This window comes from Eleftheria terrae, assembly GCF_030419005.1.
GTDB classification, from domain to species: Bacteria; Pseudomonadota; Gammaproteobacteria; order Burkholderiales; family Burkholderiaceae_C; genus Caldimonas; species Caldimonas terrae.
In genome coordinates this window covers 4,606,411-4,629,114 of the sequence record NZ_CP106951.1, presented here as the reverse complement: position 1 = coordinate 4,629,114, position 22,704 = coordinate 4,606,411, and the positions used below count along the sequence as shown (strand labels likewise).

Annotated in this window: 21 protein-coding genes; 5 read left to right on the top strand and 16 right to left on the bottom strand. The window is 70.8% G+C overall.

From position 1 onward, the window contains the following. Positions 1-39 precede the first annotated feature (39 nt). The 3 genes from N7L95_RS20655 (at position 40) to N7L95_RS20645 (ending at position 1,901) form a co-directional block, all read left to right on the top strand. Positions 40-660 carry a MotA/TolQ/ExbB proton channel family protein gene (locus N7L95_RS20655; protein ID WP_301257127.1) on the top strand — a complete coding sequence of 207 codons (621 nt, stop codon included), beginning with the start codon at positions 40-42 and terminating at the stop codon, positions 658-660. Between the two features lie 15 nt (positions 661-675). After that, entirely contained in the window at positions 676-1,089 is a 414-nt protein-coding gene (locus tag N7L95_RS20650; RefSeq protein WP_301257126.1) for an ExbD/TolR family protein, read from the top strand. A gap of 110 nt (positions 1,090-1,199) precedes the next feature. Next, positions 1,200-1,901 (top strand): energy transducer TonB, encoded by a 702-nt coding sequence (locus N7L95_RS20645; protein WP_301257125.1) that lies wholly within the window; start codon positions 1,200-1,202, stop codon positions 1,899-1,901. A gap of 49 nt (positions 1,902-1,950) precedes the next feature. Here N7L95_RS20645 and N7L95_RS20640 read toward each other — a convergent pair whose 3' ends face one another. Together N7L95_RS20640 and N7L95_RS20635 are read right to left on the bottom strand one after the other, a co-directional pair. Beyond that, positions 1,951-3,948 (bottom strand): sensor domain-containing diguanylate cyclase, encoded by a 1,998-nt coding sequence (locus N7L95_RS20640; RefSeq protein WP_301257124.1) that lies wholly within the window; start codon positions 3,946-3,948, stop codon positions 1,951-1,953. 193 nt (positions 3,949-4,141) lie between these two features. Next, a complete protein-coding gene (locus tag N7L95_RS20635; RefSeq protein WP_301257123.1) occupies positions 4,142-4,972 on the bottom strand; it encodes a DUF429 domain-containing protein in 831 nt (276 codons plus the stop codon). Positions 4,973-5,130: 158 nt separating this feature from the next. On the opposite strand from N7L95_RS20635, the gene N7L95_RS20630 reads away from it, so the two are divergent. Beyond that, positions 5,131-6,330, top strand: coding sequence for a DUF748 domain-containing protein (locus tag N7L95_RS20630; RefSeq protein WP_301257122.1), 1,200 nt, complete (start codon positions 5,131-5,133; stop codon positions 6,328-6,330). Positions 6,331-6,340: 10 nt separating this feature from the next. On the opposite strand, the gene N7L95_RS20625 is transcribed toward N7L95_RS20630, so the two are convergent. From N7L95_RS20625 to folE, 3 genes are all read right to left on the bottom strand, one after another. Beyond that, positions 6,341-7,249, bottom strand: a complete 909-nt coding sequence (locus N7L95_RS20625) for a DMT family transporter (RefSeq protein ID WP_301257121.1) — start codon at positions 7,247-7,249, stop codon at positions 6,341-6,343. Between the two features lie 220 nt (positions 7,250-7,469). Next, on the bottom strand, positions 7,470-7,886 hold the full coding sequence (locus N7L95_RS20620) for a BLUF domain-containing protein (protein ID WP_301257120.1): 417 nt from the start codon (positions 7,884-7,886) through the stop codon (positions 7,470-7,472). A 16-nt stretch (positions 7,887-7,902) separates the two neighbouring features. Further along, a complete protein-coding gene (gene folE / locus N7L95_RS20615) occupies positions 7,903-8,736 on the bottom strand; it encodes a GTP cyclohydrolase I (protein WP_301257119.1) in 834 nt (277 codons plus the stop codon). Between the two features lie 347 nt (positions 8,737-9,083). On the opposite strand from folE, the gene N7L95_RS20610 reads away from it, so the two are divergent. Next, positions 9,084-10,952, top strand: coding sequence for a sensor domain-containing diguanylate cyclase (locus N7L95_RS20610; RefSeq protein WP_301257118.1), 1,869 nt, complete (start codon positions 9,084-9,086; stop codon positions 10,950-10,952). 45 nt (positions 10,953-10,997) lie between these two features. On the opposite strand, the gene N7L95_RS20605 is transcribed toward N7L95_RS20610, so the two are convergent. The 11 genes from N7L95_RS20605 to N7L95_RS20555 all read right to left on the bottom strand — a co-directional run bounded on the left by N7L95_RS20605 (position 10,998) and on the right by N7L95_RS20555 (position 22,696). Then, entirely contained in the window at positions 10,998-12,686 is a 1,689-nt protein-coding gene (locus N7L95_RS20605) for an ATP-dependent DNA ligase (RefSeq protein ID WP_301257117.1), read from the bottom strand. A 13-nt stretch (positions 12,687-12,699) separates the two neighbouring features. Further along, positions 12,700-13,596 carry a metallophosphoesterase gene (locus tag N7L95_RS20600; protein ID WP_301257116.1) on the bottom strand — a complete coding sequence of 299 codons (897 nt, stop codon included), beginning with the start codon at positions 13,594-13,596 and terminating at the stop codon, positions 12,700-12,702. 67 nt (positions 13,597-13,663) lie between these two features. Beyond that, a complete protein-coding gene (locus N7L95_RS20595) occupies positions 13,664-14,164 on the bottom strand; it encodes a hypothetical protein (RefSeq protein WP_301257115.1) in 501 nt (166 codons plus the stop codon). Beyond that, a complete protein-coding gene (locus N7L95_RS20590; protein WP_301257114.1) occupies positions 14,161-15,258 on the bottom strand; it encodes a ligase-associated DNA damage response exonuclease in 1,098 nt (365 codons plus the stop codon). Before N7L95_RS20590 ends, N7L95_RS20595 begins: the two co-directional genes overlap by 4 nt. 13 nt (positions 15,259-15,271) lie before the next feature. Then, on the bottom strand, positions 15,272-16,582 hold the full coding sequence (gene clsB, locus N7L95_RS20585) for a cardiolipin synthase ClsB (RefSeq protein WP_301257113.1): 1,311 nt from the start codon (positions 16,580-16,582) through the stop codon (positions 15,272-15,274). 3 nt (positions 16,583-16,585) lie between these two features. Continuing rightward, the gene (locus N7L95_RS20580; RefSeq protein WP_301257112.1) at positions 16,586-17,404 is read right to left on the bottom strand and encodes an endonuclease/exonuclease/phosphatase family protein; all 819 of its coding nucleotides are present in this window, start codon (positions 17,402-17,404) and stop codon (positions 16,586-16,588) included. Between the two features lie 9 nt (positions 17,405-17,413). Next, positions 17,414-17,908 (bottom strand): dihydroneopterin triphosphate diphosphatase, encoded by a 495-nt coding sequence (nudB, locus tag N7L95_RS20575; protein WP_301257111.1) that lies wholly within the window; start codon positions 17,906-17,908, stop codon positions 17,414-17,416. 274 nt (positions 17,909-18,182) lie between these two features. Continuing rightward, positions 18,183-19,979, bottom strand: a complete 1,797-nt coding sequence (aspS, locus tag N7L95_RS20570; RefSeq protein WP_301257110.1) for an aspartate--tRNA ligase — start codon at positions 19,977-19,979, stop codon at positions 18,183-18,185. Positions 19,980-20,096: 117 nt separating this feature from the next. Further along, positions 20,097-20,768: a DUF502 domain-containing protein gene (locus tag N7L95_RS20565; protein ID WP_301257109.1), complete on the bottom strand. Its 672-nt coding sequence runs from the start codon at positions 20,766-20,768 to the stop codon at positions 20,097-20,099. Between the two features lie 31 nt (positions 20,769-20,799). Further along, positions 20,800-21,141 carry an FmdB family zinc ribbon protein gene (locus N7L95_RS20560; RefSeq protein WP_301257108.1) on the bottom strand — a complete coding sequence of 114 codons (342 nt, stop codon included), beginning with the start codon at positions 21,139-21,141 and terminating at the stop codon, positions 20,800-20,802. A 100-nt stretch (positions 21,142-21,241) separates the two neighbouring features. Continuing rightward, positions 21,242-22,696 carry a high affinity choline transporter 1 gene (locus tag N7L95_RS20555; protein WP_301257107.1) on the bottom strand — a complete coding sequence of 485 codons (1,455 nt, stop codon included), beginning with the start codon at positions 22,694-22,696 and terminating at the stop codon, positions 21,242-21,244. Positions 22,697-22,704: the final 8 nt, after the last annotated feature.

The following is a 22,704-nucleotide window of genomic DNA, read 5'->3' as shown; positions in this document are numbered from 1 at the left end:
GCCTGCCAAGAGGCGGCCCGCTTTAGAAGGAGCAACACCATGATCCAAGACATCATCCAGTACTCGCGCGACTCCTGGGGCCTGCTGCCCCTGCTGGTCGTCATCTTCATCATCGGCCTGACGGTGATCATCGAGCGCTACTTCTTCTTCGCCAAGAGCATCCGCTCCGGCCTGAGCCTGGAATACGACCTGCGCCAGGTGGCCAAGGGCAATGTGGACGATGCCCGCAAGGTCGCCACCCACTACGACACCACCGTGCAGGGCGAGCTGGTGAAATCCGCGCTGCAGCACAAGGGCCAGCCAGAGGCGGTGTTCGAGCGCGACGTCGAGGAAACCATCATGTTCCAGCTGCCCAAGCTGGACCGCAACCTGTGGCTGCTCGACACCTGCGTCACGCTCGGCCCGCTGCTGGGCCTGCTGGGCACCATCGTCCACTTGGTGGAAGCCTTCGCGGTGCTGGCCCAGAGCAACGGGCAGAACGTCTCCTCGGTCACCGGCCCGATCGCGCACGCGCTGGTCGCGACTGCCGTCGGCCTGGTGGTGGCCATCGTCTGCGTGGTCTTCCTGAACTACTTCAACAAGCGCATCCGCCTGCTGATCAACCAGATGGACCTGATCAAGTCCATGCTGGTGACCCGCTTCGCGGTCATCGCCGCCTGAACCCGGGAGGCCGACATGGCACGCAACCACCGCTCCCACTACTTCGGCGGGGACGAGAAGCCGCGCATCGAGATCATCCCGATGATCGACGTGATGATGTTCCTGCTGGTCTTCTTCGTGCTCATCATGACCGAGATGATCCAGGGCGCCGGCATCAAGCTCGACCTGCCCCAGTCTTCAACCGCCCAGAACATGGAGACGGTGAAGATCACGGTCGGCGTCACGCAGGACGGCAAGCTGCTGCTCGAAGGCAAGTCCATCGAGGAGGGGATGCTGACCGCCAAGCTGCGTGAGATGCTGCAGACCAAGAAGGTCGACGTGGTCATCGCCGGCGAGAAGACCACCCGCTACCAGGACATCGTCAAGGTGATGGACCTGTGCCGCGAGACCGGCATCGTGGCGATCGGCCTGGCGACCCAGACGGGGTGAGGCATGAACCGCCCTCACACCATCCCTGCAGCCGGCCCGGCCTCGGCCGCCGCGCCGCCGCGCGCCGGCGTGCCGGCAGGCCCGGGACGTGACACCTTCGGAGGTCCGCCATGAGCAGTACCCACAAGATCCACGGCGCCCTGTGGGCGACCGAGGAGGAGGAGGACACCAAGCAGCTCCCGCTGCCGGTGGCCATCGGTGCGGCACTGGCCGCGACGGCGCTGATCGGCGTGGCGCTGGCCAACGTCGACCTGCACAAGGTCATGGCCGAGGCACAGCGCATCACCCGGGCCACCATCGTGCCCGAGGCACCGCCGCCGCCTCCCCCACCTCCGCCGCCTCCCCCTGAGCCGCCGCCCCCGCCGCAGCGCATCGTCAAGGAGGTGCCACGCCCCGCGCCCCCCGCACCACCGGCACCGGCACCACCGCCCGCGATCGCCGCGGTGGAGAACGCCGCGCCCGACGCACCGGCCATCGGCACCCTGGGCCACCAGGGCCCGGCCGAGGCGCCGGTGATGACGCCGCCGCCGGCGCCCCCGGCGCCGCCTGCCCCGCCCGCCGGCCCGCAGGACATCGGCCTGGCTTGCCCCAAGCAGGTGAAGCCCGAGATGCCCCGGCAGGCCGCGCGTGACGGTGTCAGCGGCGTCGTGAAGGCGCAGGTGCGCATCGAGCATGGCAAGGTGGTGGACGTGACCATCCTGTCGGCCACCCCGCCGCGGGTGTTCAACGGTGCCGTCATCGCCGCGCTCAAGCAGTACGAGTGCGTCAGCGACGGCACCGCGGTGCAGGAGTTCGCGTTCAAGATGGACTGACGCGACGGCCTCGCCGGCCTGCGGCCGGCCAGGCGGCGCCCGGCCGCGCTCAGGCGCAGCTGGGCGCCGCGGCCTCCGCGGGCAGGGCGGGTTCTGAGCAGCAGAAGGCGTTGCGCCCCTGCAGCTTGGCCTGGTACATCGCGGCATCGGCCTGCCGCATCCATTCGGCCGGGCTGTCCAGCGCCTCGGACACCAGCGCCCCGCCGATGCTGGGCGTGATGCGCACGCTGTGCACGCCCAGGCTCACCGGCCGGCCCAGCGCCCGCAGGATCTGATCGGCCACCCGGCGGCAATCGTCGGGGTCCTGCAGTGTCGCCAGCAGCACCACGAATTCGTCGCCGCCCAGCCGGGCCACCGTGTCACCGGCACGCACCGTGTCGCGCAGCCGCCGTGCGACCTCGCGCAGCACCGCATCGCCCATGTCGTGCCCCAGGCTGTCATTGACGGCCTTGAAGTGGTCCAGGTCGACAAACAGCAGCGCAGCCGCCCGCCCGTCGCGCCGGGCCCGTTCGAAGGCCTGCTGCAGGCGGTCCTGCAGCAGCATGCGGTTGGGCAGGCCGGTCAGGGCGTCGTGGTGGGCCAGGTGGCGGATCTGCTGCTCGACGCGGCGGCGCTGCGAGGCGTCACGCAGGATGGCCACCACCTGGCGCTCGCCGTCCAGGGCCATGTCGCTGAACGACACGTCCACCGTGATCGCCTGGGTTCCGCCGGGCAAGCCCAGCCGGGCCTCGTGCACGCCACCGACCAGGGCCGGCGTGTCCACCGGCAGGCCTTCGCCGTCCTGCAGGAACAGGCCGAGCGCCCGGCCCAGCACCTGGCCCTCGGTGGCACCGAGCAGGCGCAGGAAGGCCGGATTGACGCTGCTGACGACATGCCGGGCGTCGAGCGTGACGATGCCATCGGCGGTGCTGTCGATCACCGTCTTCAGCCGCAGGGCCGATTGCCGCGCCTCGCGCCCGAGTGCCTCCGCCAGCCGGGCCGCGCGCTGGTAGCGCGAGGCAAAGCCGGCGAGCACCGCGAAGGCGGCCAGGCTGGCCAGCGCCCCGCTGCCCAGGATGGCCAGCGGCAAGGGCAGCCAGCGGACATCGGCCGCCGGCCGCGCCAGCTGCACCGACCAGAGCCGCCCGTTGAGCGCCAGCACATGCTCCCGCACATCGGCCTCGGCCGGGTCGAAATCGGCACCCGGCGACACGTTGTCGTAGAGCAGCACCGGCCCGCCGGCGGCCTCGCCGTCGTCCTCGATGGCGCCGATGTCGGTGATGCGCACACGGTAGTGGCCCAGGGCCTGCGGCAGCACCTCGCGCATCAGGTTGCGGGCCTTGAACACGCCGGTGACCTGCCCGGCATGCAGTGCGCGCCGCCGCGTCTCGTCCTGCGGCCAGGCGGCCGCGCGGTAGACCGGCAGCCGCAGCGTCAGGCCCAGCTCGCCCTGCAGCAGGCGGCGCGGCCGTGACAGCTGCGCCTGGCCCTTGTCGCGCGCCCGCTCGGTGGCACGGCGGTCGGTGTCGGCCAGCCACAGGTCGGCACCGAACACCGCCTCGTTGCCGACCATGGGTTCGAGGTAGCTCACCGGCAGGTAGTCCGCGCGGCGGCCGGGCGGGAAGATGCGGTACTCGGGATAGCCGGCCGAGCGCAGGCTGCGGTCGGCCTGCACCCCGGCCTCGAAGGCGGCCCGCTCCTGCTCGGCAACGCGCGGTGCAAAGCTGACCGCCAGCACGCCCGGGAAGCGGGCATGCACGTCCATCGCGGCGAAATGCTCATGGAAGGCCCGTCGCGTGGCAAGGCCGTTGCCGCGGAACAGGGCCTGGAAGCTGGTCAGCAGGTCGACGTAGCGGCCGAGCCGCTCCTCGATCAGCCCGGCGCTGTGCGCCGCCAGCTCGTCGAGGGCGGTGTCCGAGGCCTGCTGCAGCTGCTCTGCCGAGCGCCACCAGCCGAAGCCGGTCGCCAGCAAGCCGAGCAGCAGCACCGCCCAGGCCAGTAACCGGTAGCCGATCCAGGCGGGCGGCAGCGGCCGGCCGGGCTGCCCTTGCGTTCCCTGCTGCTCCATGACTGTTTCGACCCTCCGTCCAGCACCATATCGGCCGGCTCGCCGGCGGCTTGAGCGCCGGCGAGCGCCGGCGTGAACAGTTGCCGCTGCCCTGCGGCTCGGTGGCCGCGCGCCGACCGTTCGTGGCCCTATGGCCGGCCGGCTGCGCACGGCAGCGCCAGCGGCGACAGGCCAGCCGCCGCGCCGGCCGGCCTCACGCGGTCAGGATCCAGCCTTCCAGCGGGTCCGCCTGCAGCGGCTTGCCCCAGTTGGGCCGCTCCGCGCCCCAGGCCGCCTGCACCATGCACAGCACGGCGTCGAGGCTGTCGCCCGAGGCGTCGGCCACCAGGGTGTCGCGCTGGGCATGGCTCAGCCTCAGGCGCAGGCCCAGGCGCGTGCGGCCCTGCTCCAGCGCGTCGAGCAGGTCCTTGCGGGCGATCAGCCGCTCGGGCGTCTGCCTGGCCCTGTCGTCGCTCTTGTAGCTGCGGCGTCCAATGAGCTCGCGTGCCAGCAGGCCGGGATACCCCTCCAGCGCGACCCGGGAAAGGTCGCCGTCCTGCAGGCCCGGCAGGTGCACGCCGGCAGTCTGCAACGCGGGCACGCCGGCATGCAGCATGAAAGCGACCGGCGGGTTCACCCACTTCATCGACGGCGAACAGCCGGCCGGCGCATCGCAGGCCCGGTGCGCGAACTTCGCGCCCACCGGCCGGGCCGCGCAAAAGGCCGCGAACGTGTCGCGGATGGCCTCCCGGCTCAGTGCGCAGTAGTGCCGCATCAAGGCCGGCCACTCGGTGGGCCAGCCCAGCTGCTCCACCAGCTCGCGTGGCAGGCCGAACGGGAAGTCGAACGCGCCCACCCAGGGCCCCGGCGCCGCCAGCCACGCCGCGAAGCCGGCTTCGTTGGTGAAGCAACGCAGCTCGCGCAGGCGCACCGCCCCGGACTGCCGCTCGCCGAGCGCCAGCGTGATGGGCTTGGCCCGGCTGGGCCGGCTGGTGAAATCGACGCCGGCCACCGTGGCCGGCGCGTCAGGCAGGAGGATGGACATCGGAAGGCAGCGCGGCGGGCCGCGGCGGTCAGGCGTAAGCTGCCATTGTCGGTCGACGCCCGGCCCTCTCGACCGGCGCCCCGGGCGCCTGCAGGCGCGCGGCATCCGGCCGCCGGCTCTTGCACAATCCTGCTCCCGCTTCGCACTTGCCTGTCGCCGTGAACACGATCTCCCCTGCACCCGATGCCCCCCCGCCCGGCCCCGCCGCGCCCGCCGGACGACGGCGCCGCCTGCTGCGCGTGGCGCTGGCCGTGCTGCTGGTGCTGGCGGTGCTGGGCGCGATCGGCTTTCGCGTCGCGGTGCAGCAGTTGAAGTCACAGGTCGAGTCCGCGCTCGGGCCGCGCAGCGAGGTCGGCAGCCTGGTCGTCGGCTGGTCCGGCGTGGAGGCGCTCGACGTGCGGGTGCGCGGCGAGCAGGCCGGCCCTGGCCGCTGGCCGGCCGAGGACGAGCTGCGTGCCCGGCGGGTGCTGGTCGTGCCCGAGCTGCGCAGCCTGTTGACCGCCGAAGTGCGCATCCGCCGCATCACGGTGGAAGACGGCTATGTCTCCATGCTGCGCACCCGTGACGGGCGACTGCGCGTGCTGCCGGCCCTGACCCGGCCGGAGCCTGCCGCCCGCAAGCCGGGCCCGGCGCGGCCGCGCAAGGTCTCGCTGCCCGCCTCCGCTGCCGAGGAGCCGGCCCCCGTCAGCAGCGGTGGCGGCCTGCCGGTGCACATTGGCGAGGTGGTGCTGAAGGACGCGGTGCTGGAGTTCTACGACGCCTCGGTGCGGCGGCAGCCGCTGAAGCTGCGGCTGGAAGGCCTGCAGGCGCAGGTCGGGCCGCTCGACCTGCCAGCACTGGACACCGCCACCCGGGTCCAGCTCGACGGGGTGCTCAAGGGCGTGCAGCGCGATGGGCGCGTCAAGATCGGTGGCGAACTCACGATGGCGACGAAGGATGCCAAGCTCAGCGCCGACTTCCGCGGTGTCGACCTGGTGGCGCTGCAGCCTTACCTGATCAAGGTGGCCGACGCCGGCGTGCGCCGCGGTGCGATGGACCTGCGCCTGGACGCCACGGTGCGCAAGCAGCACCTGCGGGCACCGGGCCAGCTCAGCCTGGTCGGGCTGGAGCTGCACAGCAGCGGCGCGCTGGCCACCTTTGCCGGCCTGCCACGCCAGGCGGTGCTGGCGGCCCTGACCAAGAAGGACCGGCTGGAGCTGAAGTTCACCCTCGAAGGCCGGCTCGACGATCCCAACTTCTCGATCAACGAGGACCTGGCCACCAAGGTCGCGGCCGGCCTCGCCGAGTCGCTCGGCGTCAGCCTGGGCGGCATGGTCGAAGGCATGGGCGACGTGATCAAGGGCATGTTCGGCCAGTAGCGGCCGGCCGTCAGCCCAGGGCCAGGGCCATCACGCCGACTGCGATGCAGGCCGCGCCGAGCAGGCGCAGCCAGCGGTCGCCCTCGCCGAGCAGGCGGCCGCCGATGAGGGCGGCGAACAGCATCGACACCTCGCGGGCCGGTGCCACATGGCTCAGCGGCGCCAGGCGCGTCGCATACAGCACCAGCACGTAGGCCATCGGGCTCAGCAGCGCCACCACCAGCGCATGGCGCCACTGCAGGCGCCAGGCTTCCCAGGTGTGGCCGCGGCGACGCAGCGCCTGCGGCAGCAGGAAGGGAATGCGCAGCAGGTTGCCGAAGTAGTCGATCAGGATGGGCGAGATCAGCAGGTGCTTGACCGCATAGCCGTCGATCACGGTGTAGCCCGCGATCAGGCAGCCGGTGGCCGCGCCGTAGAGCAGCCCCGCCTTCACGCGGGCCCGCTGGGCCGCGTCGCCCGACTGCCCCATCAGCGACTTCAGCAGCCCGGGCCCGCCGGCGATCAGGAAGACCCCCAGCGTGACGCCCAGCACCCCCGCCCCGCCGAGGCTCGACAGGTGCTCGCCCAGCACCAGCACCGCAAACACCGAGCTCAGCAGCGGCCCGGTGCCGCGCGCCACCGGGTAGACCACGGTGAGGTCAGAGGCCCGATACCCGCGCAGCAGGGTCACGAAATAGGCCAGGTGCACCACCCCGCTGGCCAGCACGAAGCCCCATTCGCGCCAGCCCCAGCCCGGCAACCCGGCCCGCCCCTCGGCCGGCCATGCCGCCCACAGCCCGACCGGCAGCCAGACCACCACGATCATGACGGCGGTCAACAGCACGAAGCGGTTGTCCCCGCCGGCCTTCTTGGCCACCAGATTCCACGCTGCATGCAGCAGCGCCGCAACGATCACGAGAGCAAAGGCAAGAGCAGACATTCGATGCCGCGCCAGCGAGCCGGCAGCGAATAGGTGGAAAACGAAACCGCAGGAACCGCACACGCCCCTTCAGGATGCCGCAGGCGAGCCAGGAACCGGGGCGCGGCGAAAGCGGGGAGCGAGCGGGCCCGGCTTGCCTTCGAGAAGCGCAGCCGAAGCCCGGTACGGCGAGCACCGCAGAAGCCAGGACGGCCCGCGCAGTCGCCGAGCACCGCGCTCCTCAGAGGATGGAGGCGGTGGCGATGAGATCGTCCAGCAAGGCCATCGAGGCCCGCCCCGACACCGCATACGGGTCCAGCACCGGCCGCTCGGAGTACTTGAGCAGGATCGACGGGTTGATCTTCGCCAGGTTGACCTGGCCCATGGTCCAGCCAGCGAAGCGCCGCTCGCTGATCTCCTCGTAGTGCAGCAGCGTCACGTCCTGGTGCCGCGGGTCGCAGACGATCTCGGCATACAGCCGGTTGACCGCCTCGCGCCCGCCCTCGAGCACCTGCATGAAGACGTCGCCGCCATAGCACAGGAGGCCGGTCAGCCCCAGGCCCGGATTGCGGCGGCGCGACTGCGCGAGGATGGCCTCCACGGCCTCGTGGTTGAGGGCCTGGGCGGCCCGGCTGGCATACAGCAAGCGGATCAGCATGGCGACAGCTCCTTCTTCACGACCTCTTGTTGGTGTTCAGCAGGGACAGAAACTCGCGGCGCAGGCTGGGGTCCTTCAGGAAGGAGCCGCGCATCACGCTGTTGATCATCTTTGAATCCATGTCCTTCACGCCGCGCCATTGCATGCAGAAATGGTCGGCCTCCATCACGATGGCCAGGCCGTCCGGCTGCATCTTCTCCTGCAGCAAGTCGGCCACCTGGGTCACCGCTTCCTCCTGGATCTGCGGGCGGCTCATGATCCATTCGGCCAGCCGGGCGTACTTGGACAGGCCGATCAGATTCGAATGCTCGTTCGGCATCACGCCGATCCACAGCCGGCCGAGGATCGGGCAGAAATGGTGCGAGCAGGCGCTGCGCACCGTCACCGGCCCGACGATCATCAGCTCGTTGAGCCGCTCGGCATTGGGGAACTCGGTGACCGGAGGGATCTTGGCGTAGCGGCCCTTGAACACCTCCTGCAGGTACATCTTCGCCACCCGGCGCGCGGTGTCCTGGGTGTTGTGGTCGCTCTCGGTGTCGATGACCAGGCTCTCCAGCACGCCGGCCATCTTCTGCTGCACTTCGTCGAGCAGCGCCTCCAGTTCACCGGGCTCGATGAAGTCGGCAATGTTGTCGTTGGCATGGAAACGCTGCTGCGCCGCCTTGATGCGCTCGCGGATGCGCACCGACACCGGCACGCCGTCCACCGTCTCGGCCGGGGCCGGCAACGGCCCGGCCGCCAGGGCGCCAGGCGAGGCGCCAGCGGCGACTGCCGCGGCTGCGTCCTCTGCTCGAAGGGAGCCGCCGGCGTCGGCAGCCAGGGTCGTGGAGACCGGGGGCGAAGCACTCATGATGAAAGGCAAGGAGACAAGACGACCATCGAAGGAAACTGCACGCGGGCCGTACCAGCGGACCGGCAGGGCGACGAACAAGGCATCGACCGCACAAGGCGGCGCGCGCCCGCCGGCCTGTGGGCCCGCGGCGCGCGATGGGCCGATGCTATCAGGGGCCGGCACGGCATGAGCGCAGGCGCCGATTGCCCTGCCGCCGCCACCGACCTCCGGGCGCTGCCCTTGCCCGAAACCGCGCCAGGCGCCACTATCGGGTTTCCTTGCAGCAGCACCGCCTCCCTCCCTTCGCCACCGCTCGGCAATCACGCGTCAAGTCCGCCAGGCTGCCCGTCGCGATACGCTGGCTGTTGTGGCTCGCCGCCGCCGTCCTGCTCGCGCTGGCAGCCACCGGCCGGGCGATGGCGGCGGACAGCGGGCCGCCCCTGGCCGGGCCGTTGCCGGCCGCCTCGGTACTCGGGCCGGCCCCGGGCTGGCCGCGCGACCTGTCGCCCCAGGTGGAGGTGCTCGAAGACCCGCACGGCCGGCTGCAACTGCCCGAGGTGCTGGCCTTGCCGCTGCAACAGTGGCGCGCGGGCGGCGCCACCCCGCTGAACCCGGGCTTCTCACGCTCGGTCTGGTGGCTGAGGGTGCGCCTGCAGCACCCGCTGCCCGCCGACACCCCGGCTCAGGCGGTGCTCGAGCTGGCGCAACCGCTGCACGACGACGTGCAGGTCTGGCTGGTGCATGCCGGCGCCCGCCAGCCGCTGCGGGCCTGGCACACCGGCGACCGCCAGCCCTTCGCCAGCCGCCCGGTGGCCCACCCGCACTGGCTGTTCCCGCTGCGGCTGGAGGCGGGCGAGATGGTCGAGGTCTACCTGCGCCTGGCCAGTGCCGACGGCCTGCACGAGGCGGCCCAGCTGCGCCTGTGGGAGCCACAGAGCCTGCTGGAATCGGCCGGCCGCGAACGCTTTGCCTACGGCCTCTACTACGGCGCGCTGCTGGCATTGCTGCTCTACAACCTCTTCCTCTACGCCTCCACCCGCACCGCGCTGCATGCCCACTATGCGGCCTACCTGGCGTCGTTTTTCGTCTGGAACTTCGCCTTCCGCGGCTTCGCCTTCCAGTACTGGTGGCCCGAGCACCCGACGCTGGCCAACCAGGTGGTACCCATCGCGGCCGGCTGCGGCTTCATTGCGCACGGCATTTTTGCCATCCACTACCTGCAGACGCGCCTGCTTGCACCGCGCCTGCACCGGGTACTGCTGGCGTTGCTGGCGCTCGATGTAGTGTGCCTGCTGCCCCCGCTGGCCGGCTTCTATGCCGCCAGCTACATGCTGCTGGTGCCGGTGGGCCTGTTCGGCGTGGCAGTGAGTGTCTGGACCGGCGCGGTGCTGTGGCGCCGCGGCTCGCGGCCAGCGCGCTACTACCTGCTGGCCTGGTTCGGGCTGGCGGTGGGCCTGGTGCTCTACATGCTGCGCATGCTGGGGGTGCTGCCGGCGAACGCCCTGACCGAGCATGGCCTGCAGGTGGGCTCGGCCCTCGAATTCGTGCTGCTGGCCTTCGGCCTGGCCGACCGCATGAACCAGCTGGAGGCCGAGAAACTGGGCGCCGAACGCGCCGCCCTGGAAGCCAAGACTGCGCTCAGCGAGCAGCTGGAGCACCAGGTGCGCGAACGCACCCAGGCCCTGGAGGCCGCCAACCAGCGGCTGGCCGAGATGGCCATCACCGACGAACTGACGGGCGCCTACAACCGCCGCCACTTCAACGAGGTGTTCGGCCCCGAGCTGCGCCGCAAGGCGCGCGGCAGCGAGGGCCTGGCCCTGGCCCTGCTCGACGTGGACCACTTCAAGGCCTACAACGACCGCTACGGCCACCCGCAGGGCGACCGCGCGCTGCAGGCCGTCAGCACGGCGGTACGGCGCCGGCTGCAGCGCGCCGGCGACCGCTTCTTCCGGCTCGGCGGCGAGGAGTTCGCCGTCATCTTCCTCGGCCGCGATGCGGCCGCCGCCCACGGCTTCGTGCTGTCGCTGTGTGCCGAGGTGGCCCGCCTGGCCCTGCCGCATGAGGGCTCGCCGCATGGCCGCGTGACGATCAGCGCCGGCCTGCTCTACCTGCCCCCCGGCAGTCCGCACCGCGATCCCCAGGCGGTCTTCGCCCGGGCCGACGCGCTGCTCTACGAAGCCAAGGAAGCCGGCCGCCACACGGTGAAGAGCGAGACCTTCGAGCCGGCCCCCTGAGCGGCCGTGCGCGCCGCGCATGCGGCGCAAGCGCTGCAACACCGTTCACAACGCCAGCAGCGCCTCCAGCGACTGCAGCGTGTCCGCCTCGTGCAGCGGCTTGTCGTCGCGGATGCGCAGCATGCGGGGAAAGCGCACCGCGATGCCGCTCTTGTGCCGGCCGCTGCGGTTGATGCCTTCGAAGCCGAGCTCGAACACCAGCGTCGGCTTCAGGCTGCGCACCGGGCCGAACTTCTCCAGCGTGGTGCGGCGGATCACCGCGTCGATGCGGCGGAACTCCTCGTCGGTCAGCCCCGAATAGGCCTTGGCGAACGGCACCAGCTGCAAGCCGCCCGCCTCCGGTGGCTCGCGCCGCTCGATGGCGTCCACCACCTGCTGCGCCTCGGCCGCATTGGCCGGCGGGCGGCTCCAGACGGCAAAGGTGTAGTCGGTGTAGAGGCTGGCGCGCCGGCCGTGCCCGCGCTGCGCGTAGATGAGCACCGCATCGACGCTCATCGGGTCGATCTTCCACTTCCACCAGGTGCCGTCGGCCTTGGTGCGGCCCACGCCATAGGCGGCCTGGCGGTGCTTGAGCATGAAGCCTTCCACACCGCGCTCGCGCGACTGCTCGCGCAGCGCCGCCAGCGCCGCCCAGTCGGCCGCCTCGACCAGCGGCGACAGCGGCAGGGACATCGCCTGCAGCAGCTCGCGGCGCTGCCATTGCGGCTGGCCGCGCACGTCCTGGCCCTGCCATTCGAGCACGTCGTAGGCGATGAAGCTGGCCGGCGCCTCGGCCAGCACCTTCTTGGTCAGCGTCTTGCGGCCGATGCGCTGCTGCAGCAGCGCGAACGGGGCCGGCCGCCCGTCCTTCCACACCACCACCTCACCGTCGAGCACGGTGCCGTCAGGCAGCTCGCAGGCCAGCGCCACCACTTCGGGAAACCGGTCGGTCACCAGCTCCTCGCCACGCGACCAGAGCCACACCTCGCCACGGCGCTTGACCAGCTGGCCGCGGATGCCGTCGTACTTCCATTCCACCAGCCAGTCCGACGGCCGGCCCAGGCGTTCCTCGAAGCGCGCCAGCGGCAGCTCCACCTGGTGCGCCAGGAAGAACGGGTAGGGCTGGCCGGCGTCGCCGCCGCCCGCCGCGTCCTCCTGCGACAGCAGCGCGGCATAGCGGGTGGCGTCCGGCCGGGCGCTGCCGTCGGCCACCATCGCGGTGAAGCCCATCATGCGCTGCGCCACCACCTTGGGGTCGAGGCCGGCATGCTCGGCCAGCGCGCGGGTCACCAGCAGCCGCGACACACCGACCCGGAAGCCGCCACCGATGAGCTTGGCCAGCAGGAAGCGGCCGGCCCAGTCCAGCTCCTGCCAGTAGCTGCGGATGCGCTCGGCCTGGACCTCGGGCGCCAGGCCGCGCAATGGCAGCAGGCGCTGCTCCACCCATTCGGCCAGCCCCACCCCGGTCAGCCCGGTGGCGGGCGGCAGCACATGGGCGATGGTTTCGGCCAAGTCGCCCACGGCCTGGTAGCTTTCCTCGAACAGCCAGTCGTCGATGCCGGCCACCTCGCAGGCAAGCGCACGCAGCTGGCGGGTGGGGATGAGTTGGCGCGGCCGGCCACCGGCCAGGAAGTACACCGCCCAGGCCGCATCCGCCGGGGCCGCCTCGCTGAAGTAGCGGCGCAGCGCCGCCACCTTGTCGAGCGTGCGGGTGCTGGCATCCAGCTCGGCATACAGGCGGGCGAAGGCTTCCATGGCGCTTGGGCGCTCAGCGCAGGTCCAGCACGTCGATGGCCGGCGGGTTGAGGAATCGCATCGGCAGCTTCACCTCGCCCAGGCCGCAGGTCACGAAGGTGGGCACCGGCGGGAAGGTGTAGAAGCCGCCGTCGAAGGGCTCATGGGTGGAGATCATGCGGCGGTACAGGCCCGGGATGCGCACCTGGCCGCAGTGGGTATGGCCGGCCAGCGCCAGCGTGGCGGCGCCCCGTGGCAGCTCCATCGCGGCGTCGGGGTTGTGCATCAGGGCCAGGCGCGGCTTGCCCGGCGGCAGCTGCGGCAGCAGGCGCGTGGCATCGTGGGCCGCGGCCCAGTCACGCACGCCGAACACCACGAACGGCCCCGCGTCGATCCAGCGGCGCTCCACCGGCTGCACACCATGCTGCAGCAGCGCCGCCCGCAGCGGCCGCGCCAGCGGCGGGCCCGGCATGCCCTCGTCGTGGTTGCCGGGCACCGAATACACCGGGTGGCGCAGTGCGGCCAGCGGCGCCAGCAGCTCCTCCACCGGACGATCGGGCTCGTAGGTGTGGTCGCCGGCGATCAGCACCGCATCCACCGGCAGCTCGTTGAGCCGCTCCACCACCCGCCGCAGGTAGCCTTCGCCCTTGAAGACGCCGAGATGGTAGTCGGCGATCAACGCCACCTTCAGGGGCACGCCCAGGTGCAGCCGGGTCTCGCGCACAGTGAGCCGCTGCGGCTCGATGAAGCGCGCGTCGATGAACAACAGCGCCAGCAGCGTCACCACCGCCGCCCTCACCCGCGGGCGCGGCTGGCGCCGCCACAGGGCCACCGCCAGTGCGCACAGCCCCAGGGCGAAGGGCAGGCTGCCCCAGTACAGCGCCAGGGCCAGGAACCAGCCAAAGGAAGCCGGCTCGTAGATCGGGAACATCCATCCTCTCCATCGTGTCGTCGTGGCTGCCGCGGCGGCACGCGCACGCGGCCGGCGGCGGCGGCCGTCATGCCGGATTGTCCCCGGGCGGCAGCAACCGCGCCTTGAGGGCCTCGAAGCCGGGGTCGCGGTCGCTGTAGGTCTGGCGGATCGCCTCGGCCTCCACCGCGCGGCAGCGCGCGATGAAGCCGTCCAGCTCCAGCCGGTGGTAGGCCGCCAGGTTGCGGTCGGTCTGCCGCACGATGGCGGCCACCAGCGCCCAGTCCACTTCCTCGCCCGCCAGCCAGAGCGAGGCCTGCGGCGGCAGGTGCGACACCAGCTCCAGCAGTGCCGCCTGGCTGTCCGGCGAAGCAATGGCAGCCACCGCCGGCCAGCGGGGCAGCAGCGGGCTGCCCTCCGCGGGCGGCTCCCACAAGGCCACCAGGAAGTGGGCCGGATAGGTCTCCACCTGCTGCTCGTGCTCGATGCGCCCGGCACTGAAGGCCGGGCGGATGGCGCCGATCCAGCAGCCGGCTGCATACCGGCTGGCCAGCCGGCGCGAGGCCTGGATGAAGGCCGAGCGGGTCATGGGGTGGCTCCTCCTGGTGAAGACTCGGGCTCGGCCGCGGTGGTGCCGGTGCCGGTGGCGTCTGCCGCGTCGGTGGCACCTGCGGCCGGCGGCGCCTCTTCCAGCACCTCGTCGCCGTATTCGGTGTGGAAGGCACCGGCTTGCAGGCCCTGGTCCTGCAGCCAGCGCACCATCACCGCTTCATAGCCGTGCGTCACGATGACACGCTCTGCCCCGGTGGCTGCGATGGCCTGCGCCAGGCCCGGCCAGTCGGCATGGTCGGACAGCACGAAGCCGCGGTCCACGCCGCGCCGGCGGCGGGCCCCGCGCAGGCGCATCCAGCCGCTGGCAAAGGCGTCGCTTGCGTCGGCGAAGCGGCGCGACCAGACGCTGCCGTGCACGCTGGGCGGCGCCAGCACCAGGGCCCGCTTGAAGTCGGCCTTGTCGCTCACCTCGCTGACCAAGCGGGTCGACGGCAGCGCCACGCCGGCCTCGCGGTACGCCCGGTTCAGCGGCTCCACCGCGCCATGCACGATGATGGGGCCGATGCCCGCGTCCACCCCGGCCAGCAGGCGCTGCGCCTTGCCGAAGCTGTAACCCATCAGCAAGCTGGGCCGGCCAGCCTCGGCATTGGCGCGCCACCAGTCGTTGATGGCGGCGAACACCTGCTGCTGCGGCTCCCAGCGGTAGATCGGCAGGCCGAAGGTCGATTCGGTGATGAAGCAGTCGCAGCGCACCGGCTCGAAGGCATCGCAGGTCGCGTCGGGCTCGACCTTGTAGTCGCCCGACACCACCCACACCCGCCCGCCGTGCGCCACCCTCACCTGCGCCGAGCCGAGCACATGGCCCGCCGGGTGCAGCGAGACCCGCACGCCACGGTGTTCCACCACTTCGCCATAGGGCAGCGCCTGCAGCGCGATGTCACCCAGCCGGGCCCGCAGCACGCCGGCCGAGGGCGCGGCCGCCAGGTAGTGCCCGTGGCCCACCCTCGCATGGTCGGCATGCGCATGCGTGATGACCGCCCGCGGCACCGGGCGCCAGGGGTCGATGTAGAAGTCGCCGGGCGGACAGTACAGGCCTTCGGGGCGCTCGACGATCAGGTCCGGCTCCGCCATGCCCGCCCTCGCCTCAGTAGCGACCGGTGGCGCCGGCCACCTTGAGGTAGACATGCGCGCCCCAGGCCACGAAGGCGCGGCGCACGCGGCTCCACCAGTTGGGCACGCCCAGCTCGGGCCGGGTGACCTGGTGGGACGCCGCGAAAGCGGCATCCAGCTCGCCGGCCAGCTCGTCCACGAAGGCGGGGTCGCGCACGATCACGTTGGCTTCCAGGTTCAGCAGCAGCGACAGCGGATCGATGTTGGAGCTGCCCACCGTGGCCCAGCTGTCGTCCACCAGCGCCACCTTGGCATGCAGGAAGGCCGGCATGTATTCATAGATCTGCACGCCGTGGGCCAGCAGCTCGTCGTACAGCACCCGCGCGGCCAGGCCGGCAATGCGGTAGTCCAGCTTGCCCTGCAGCAGCAGCCGCACCCGCACGCCCCGCTGCGCCGCCAGCCGCAAGGCGCGGCGGAAGGCGCGGCCGGGGTAGAAGTAGGGCGACACCAGGTCGATGCGCTCGCGCGCATGGCGAATGGCCTCGATGTAGGCCCGCTCGATGGTGCGGCGCTGACTCAGGTTGTCGCGCACCACGAAGGCCGCGCGCATGGGCGCCGGGTCGGCCACCGCGTGAGCATGGCGGGCCCAGCGGGTGCTTTGCAGGCGCCGCACCAGCCGGCGGGCGCGGGCCACGCGGTGCGGGCTGCGGGCCAGCTCGGCGAGTTCCTCGCGCCAGTCGCGGCCGAGGCGCGCACGGGTCCACATGGCGCGTGCCGTCTGCTCGATCGGCACCACCGTCGGGCCGCTCACCTCCACCGCGTAGTCCAGGCGCGGCGCCTCGCTCCAGCCGTGGCGCAGGTCGAACAGGTCGTCGATCACGTTGATGCCGCCGACATAGCCGGTGTGGCCGTCCACCACGCACAGCTTCTGGTGCAGCCGCCTCAGCTGCCCCGGCCGCAGCCAGCTCCACCAGCCCTTGATGGGCCGGAACACCATCACCTGCACCCCGGCCTCGCGCAGCTGCGGCAGCAGGCGCGGCAAGGTGGCATGGCTGCCGAAGCCGTCGATGATGGCGCGCACCCGCACACCGCGGCGCGCCGCCTGGCACAGGCAGTCGGCCACGCCGGCAGCCGTCGGGTCGTCATGGAAGATGTAGGTGGCAAACCACACTTCATGCCGCGCCCGGCCGATGGCTTCGCACATGGCCGGGAACAGCTCGCGGCCGCCGCGCAACAGGCGCACCTGGTTGCCGCCCAGGAAGTGGGCGCGGGTGTGCTCGTACCACGACAGCGGCCCCGGCGGCAGCACGCCACGGGCCGGCGAGCGCTGGGGCGGCGGCGCCATGCCTCAGCCCAGCTCCAGCTCGGCCACCAGCGGCAGGTGGTCCGACATGCGCGCCCAGCTGGTGCCGCGCGGCACGAAGGTGGAAACGCATTTCATGCCGCGCAGGTAGAAGCGGTCAAGCGAGAACACCGGCACCCGAGACGGGAAGGTCAGCGGCCGCTTGCCGTGCGGCGCCAGGCCGCGCACCAGGCCGCAGTCGAGCATCAGCCCGTCGAGCTTCTCGCCCCAGTCGTTGAAGTCGCCGGCCACCACCAGCGGCGCCTGCGGCGGCACATTGGCCGTGATGAAGGCGGCCAGCCGCTCGACCTGGCGCACCCGGCTGGAATGGATCAGGCCGAAGTGCGCCACGATGGCGTGCAGCTCCACCTGCTGCCAGTGCACCGGCACATGCAGCAGGCCGCGCTGCTCGAAGCGGTGGTCGGACACGTCGTGGTGCCCGATGTCGCCGATCGGCCAGCGCGACAGCAGCGCGTTGCCATGCTCGCCACCCCGGGTGTAGGCGTTGGTGCGGTAGGCCACCGCATAACCTTCGGGCGCCAGGAAGTCGGCCTGCGGCTGGCTGGGCCAGCCGAACGAGCTGCGCTGGAAGCGGCGCGCTTCCAGGTGGTGGTAGCTGCGCACCTCCTGCAGGAAGACCAGGTCCGCGTCCAGCGCCTCCACCCCGAGGCCGAGGTTGTGGATCTCCAGCCGGCGGTTCGGGCCCATGCCACGCACGCCCTTGTGGATGTTGTAGGTGGCCACCCGCAGCAGGCGGTCGTCGGCGGTGGCGCCGGTGGCATCGCCTGAAGGCAGCACGCTGGAGTTGAGCGGATTGGTGCCCATCGTCTCCCCTCACTGGCCGAGAAATCGCGGCAGCTGCAGCACTGCCTCGGCATTGGACGGCGAGAAGCAGCGGTCGGCCGCCTCGCGCCAGGGCAGCCACTCGTGCTGCAGGTGCTCGCGCGGAGCCAGGGTCACCGGAATGTCGCGCGGGACCAGCAGGCCAAACACCTGCTCGGTGTTGTGCGTCACCCCCGGCGCATAGCGGTGCCGCCAGACCGGGTAGATCTCGTAGACGTTGCGCAGGCCCCAGTCCTGCAGGTGGTGCAGCGGCACCTCGGCCGACTGTGGGCGTGGCGGCGTCGCGACCACCCGGATGCCGGTTTCCTCCTCGACCTCGCGGCGGGCGGTCAGCAGGGCGTCTTCGTCCGGCGCGTCCTTGGAACCTGTCACGCTCTGCCAGAAGCCGGGCCGGTCGGCCCGCTCCAGCAGCAGGACCTGCAGGTCGGCGGTGTGGATCACGACCAGCACCGATTCGGGAATCTTGAAGGGACGCGCAACAGACATGGAGACCTGGAGGAGGAGGCAGGCCGGTCGATTGTGTCCCATGCAGCGCCGCCGTGGCGTCAGCGCACGTCCGACGCGCCCGGCGCCGCGGCGCCCCACCGCTGGCGCGCACCGCCGGCAGCACCACCAACTCGGCACCGCCGGCCGGCCGCCGCCGCGGCGCAGGCAAAACCGGTCCTGCGGCAGGGGGAAACGCCCCTGTCCCGGGCAGCGGCGCCGGAAACAAAAAAGGGGCGGCCGCAGCCGCCCCTTCTGTCGTCCCGCAGGCGCCCACTCAGGCGGCGGCGCCGGGCTGCGTGTTGCGCAGGCGGATGTGCAGCTCGCGCAGCTGCTTCTCGTCGACCTGGCTTGGCGCATGCGTCAGCAGGCACTGCGCGCGCTGGGTCTTGGGGAAGGCGATCACGTCGCGGATCGATTCGGCCTTGGTCATCAGCGTCACCAGGCGGTCCAGGCCGAAGGCCAGGCCACCATGTGGCGGCGCGCCGTACTGCAGCGCGTCGAGCAGGAAGCCGAACTTGGCCTGCGCCTCCTCGGGCCCGATCTTCAGCGCGCTGAAGACCTTGCTCTGCACCTCGGCACGGTGGATACGCACCGAGCCACCGCCCAGTTCCCAGCCGTTGAGCACCATGTCGTAGGCCTTGGCGATGCACTGGTCGGGCGCCGTGTCCATCAGGTCCTCGTGGCCGTCCTTCGGCGCGGTGAAGGGATGGTGCACCGCGTTCCAGCGCTGCTCGTCCTCGTCGTACTCGAACATCGGGAAGTCCACCACCCACAGCGGCGCCCAGCGGTCCTCGAACAGCCCGCTCTTGCGGCCGAACTCGCTGTGGCCGATCTTCACGCGCAGCGCGCCCAGGGCGTCGTTGACGACCTTGGCCTTGTCGGCGCCGAAGAAGATCAGGTCGCCGGTCTTCGCACCGGTGCGCTCCAGCACCTGCTGCAGTGCGCGGTCGTGCAGGTTCTTCACGATCGGCGACTGCAGGCCCTCGCGGCCCTTGGCGATGTCGTTGACCTTGATCCAGGCCAGGCCCTTGGCACCGTAGATCTTGACGAACTCGGTGTAGGCGTCGATCTCGCCGCGGCTCATCTCGCCACCGCCCGGGATGCACAGCGCCGCCACCCGGCCGCCCTTCATCGTGGCGGGGGTCGAGAAGACCTTGAAGTCGACGTCGGCCATCACGTCGGTCAGCTCGGTGAACTCGAGCTTCACGCGCAGGTCCGGCTTGTCGGAGCCGTACAGGCGCATCGCGTCGGCATAGCTCATCACCGGGTATTCGCCCAGGTCCACGTCCAGCGCCGTCTTGAAGACGTGGCGGATCATGCCCTCGAAGGTGTCGCGAATCTCCTGTTCGGTGAGGAAGGAGGTCTCGATGTCGATCTGGGTGAACTCCGGCTGGCGATCGGCGCGCAGGTCCTCGTCACGGAAGCACTTGGTGATCTGGTAGTAGCGGTCGAAGCCCGCCACCATCAGCAGCTGCTTGAACAGCTGCGGCGACTGCGGCAGCGCGAAGAAGTGGCCGTCGTGCACACGGCTGGGCACCAGGTAGTCGCGCGCGCCCTCGGGCGTGCTCTTGGTCAGCATCGGCGTCTCGATGTCGACGAAGCCCTGCGCGTCGAGGAACTTGCGCACCTCCATCGCCACGCGATAGCGCAGCATGAGGTTCTTCTGCATGTAGGGCCGGCGCAGGTCCAGCACGCGGTGCGTCAGGCGCGTGGTTTCCGACAGGTTCTCGTCATCCAGCTGGAACGGCGGCGTCACGCTGGGGTTGAGCACCTCCAGCTCGTGGCACAGCACTTCCACCTTGCCGCTGGTGAGGTTGGCGTTCTCGGTGCCGGCCGGGCGCGGGCGCACCTTGCCCACCACCTTCACGCAGAACTCGTTGCGAACGCCCTCGGCCGTCTTGAAGGTCTCGGCACGGTCCGGGTCGCACACCACCTGCACGAGGCCCTCGCGGTCGCGCAGGTCGATGAAGATGACCCCGCCGTGGTCGCGGCGGCGGTGGGCCCAGCCCATCAGGGTCACGGTCTGGCCCATCAGCGCTTCGCTGACGAGACCGGCATATGTTGTTCTCATGGAATCACTCCAACAGATCGGGTTCGGGCTCGCTCGCAGCCAGGCTGCGCGGTGGCCCCTGAGGTGGCGCTGGCGGGCTGTGTCTCAAGCCCTGAGGGTCAAGCGGGAGCCGGCCGCTCAACCCGGCGGATTTCGCGGCAGCTCGACCAGCGGCTGCGCATCGCTGCCCAGGATGGCCGGCGGTGCGACGACACCCATCGAGATGGTGTACTTCAGCGCCTCGTCGACGCTCATCTTCAATTCGATCACGTCGGAGCGCGGCAGCATCAGGAAGAAGCCCGACGTGGGGTTGGGCGTGGTGGGCACGTACACGCTCAGGAACTGCCGCGGGTCGAGGTGCTCGGCCACCTCGCCGCCGGGCTGGCCGGTCACGAAGGCGATGGTCCAGCAGCCCGGGCGCGGGTACTGGATCAGCACCGCCTCGCGGAAGGCATTGCCGCTGCTGGAGAACAGCGTGTCCGACACCTGCTTCACGCTGGAGTAGATGCTCTTGACGATGGGGATCTTGGACAGGGCCCGTTCCCACTGCCTGAGCCACCACTGGCCGAAGATGTTGGCCACGAACACGCCGGTCAGCAGCATGCCGCCGGCCACCAGCACGAGGCCGAGGCCGGGCACTTCCTTCAGCCGCTCCAGCGGCGCCTGGGCGTCCTCGGGCGCAACCGCCTGCGAGGCCGACACCAGCGCGGCGAACACGCCGTCGAACAGGCCCACCACCCACAGCAGCACCCACAGGGTGATGGCCACCGGCAGCCAGACCAGCAGGCCGGTGATGAAGTATTTCTTCACTGAGTTTCCTGTCGCGGCGTTCGTGGCCGGCTCAATGGCAGGCGCACGAGGTGCCGCAGCCGCCGGAAGCGGTGCTGCTGCCCGAGGTGGACGAACTGCCACCGTCGGACGCAGGCGCTGCTGCCGGCGCCGGCGCGGACGCCGTGTCGCCGCCCGCCGCGGGCTTGGCCGCGCCGGCGGACGAGGCACCGCCCCCGCGGAAGTCGGTGACGTACCAGCCCGAGCCCTTCAGCTGGAAGCCGGCGGCGGTCACCTGTTTCTGGAACGTCGGTGCCTGGCACTGCGGGCACTGCGTCAGCAGAGGATCGGAAATCTTCTGGAGCACGTCCTGCGCATGGCCGCACGACTCACAGCGATACGCGTAGATCGGCATGGCTCTAACTCCTTGATGCGAAACCCGAAATTATATGTAAAGCGGCGGCAGGCCGGACCCGGCACGGCCGCCTTCCGTGCCCCGGCACGGGCATCGGCCCTCAGGCCGTCGGCTCGGCGCCGATCAGCCGGTGGTGCGATCCGTGGCGGTTGGTCAGCCACTGCGGTGCGAGCGAACCCACCACCATGCCGACCAGGCCCATCAGCACGCCCGCCAGCTGCGGCGGGAACTGCTCGCCGGCAGGCAACTGCCCCAGCACGATCCAGCTCGCGATGCCCAGCACGATGGACAGCATGGCCCCCTGAGTGGTGGCTCGCTTCCAGTACAGCCCGGCTGCCAGCGGCACGAAGGCGCCGACCAGCGTGACCTGGTAGGCCCCCGACACCATCTCGTAGATGGAGGTGCCCTGCGAAGTGATGGCATAGGCGCAGACCAGGCCGCTGAACACCAGCACCGACAGGCGCATCGTCAGCAGCTCCGCCTTGTCGCCACGGTGCGGCACGAACTGGCGCCAGATGTTCTCGACGAAGGTGACCGACGGCGCCAGCAGCGTCGCCGAGGCGGTCGACTTCAGCGCCGACAGCAGCGCCCCGAAGAAGAGCACCTGCATCACGAAGGGCATCTTGGTCAGCACCAGCGTGGGCAGGATCTTCTGCGGATCGTCGGCCAGCAGTCGCGCGGCCTCCTCCGGCATGATGATCAGCGCGCTGGTGACCAGGAAGATCGGCACGAAGGCGAACAGGATGTAGCACAAGCCGCCAATCACCGGGCCGCGGGTGGCGGCCTTCACGCTGTTGGCCGACATCACGCGCTGGAACACGTCCTGCTGCGGGATGGAGCCGAGCATCATCGTGATGGCGGCGGCGATGAAGGCCAGGATGTCCTGCATCGTCGGCTCGGGCCAGAAACGGAACATGTCCTTGCTCACCGCCAGGTCGATCACCTTGTCGGCGCCGCCTGCCATGTCGCCGGCGAACACCGCCAGCACCATCAGGCCGACCACCAGGATGATCATCTGGATGAAGTCCGTCACCGCGACCGACCACATGCCGCCGAACAGCGTGTATGCCAGGATGGAGACGGTGCCGATCACCATGCCCACCGGAATGCTGATGGCGCCGGCCGACAGCAGGTTGAACACCAGCCCGAGCGCCGTCACCTGCGCCGACACCCAGCCCAGGTAGCTGATGATGATGATCAGCGAGCAGATGATCTCGACGCCGCGGCCATAGCGCTCGCGGTAGTAGTCGCTGATGGTCAGCAGCGTCATGCGGTAGAGCTTCGCCGCGAAGAACAGGCCCACCAGGATCAGGCAGGTACCGGCGCCGAAGGGGTCCTCCACGATGCCGCCCAGCCCGGTCTCGACGAACTTGGCCGGGATGCCCAGCACCGTTTCGGAGCCGAACCAGGTCGCAAAGGTCGTCGTGATGATCATGAACAGCGGCAGGTGCCGCCCGGCGATCGCGAAATCCGCCGTGTTCTTCACACGCTTGGCAGCCCAGAGGCCGATGGCGATGGTGCCAAGCAGATAAGCAATGACAAGAGTGAGCAGCATGGCGGGGC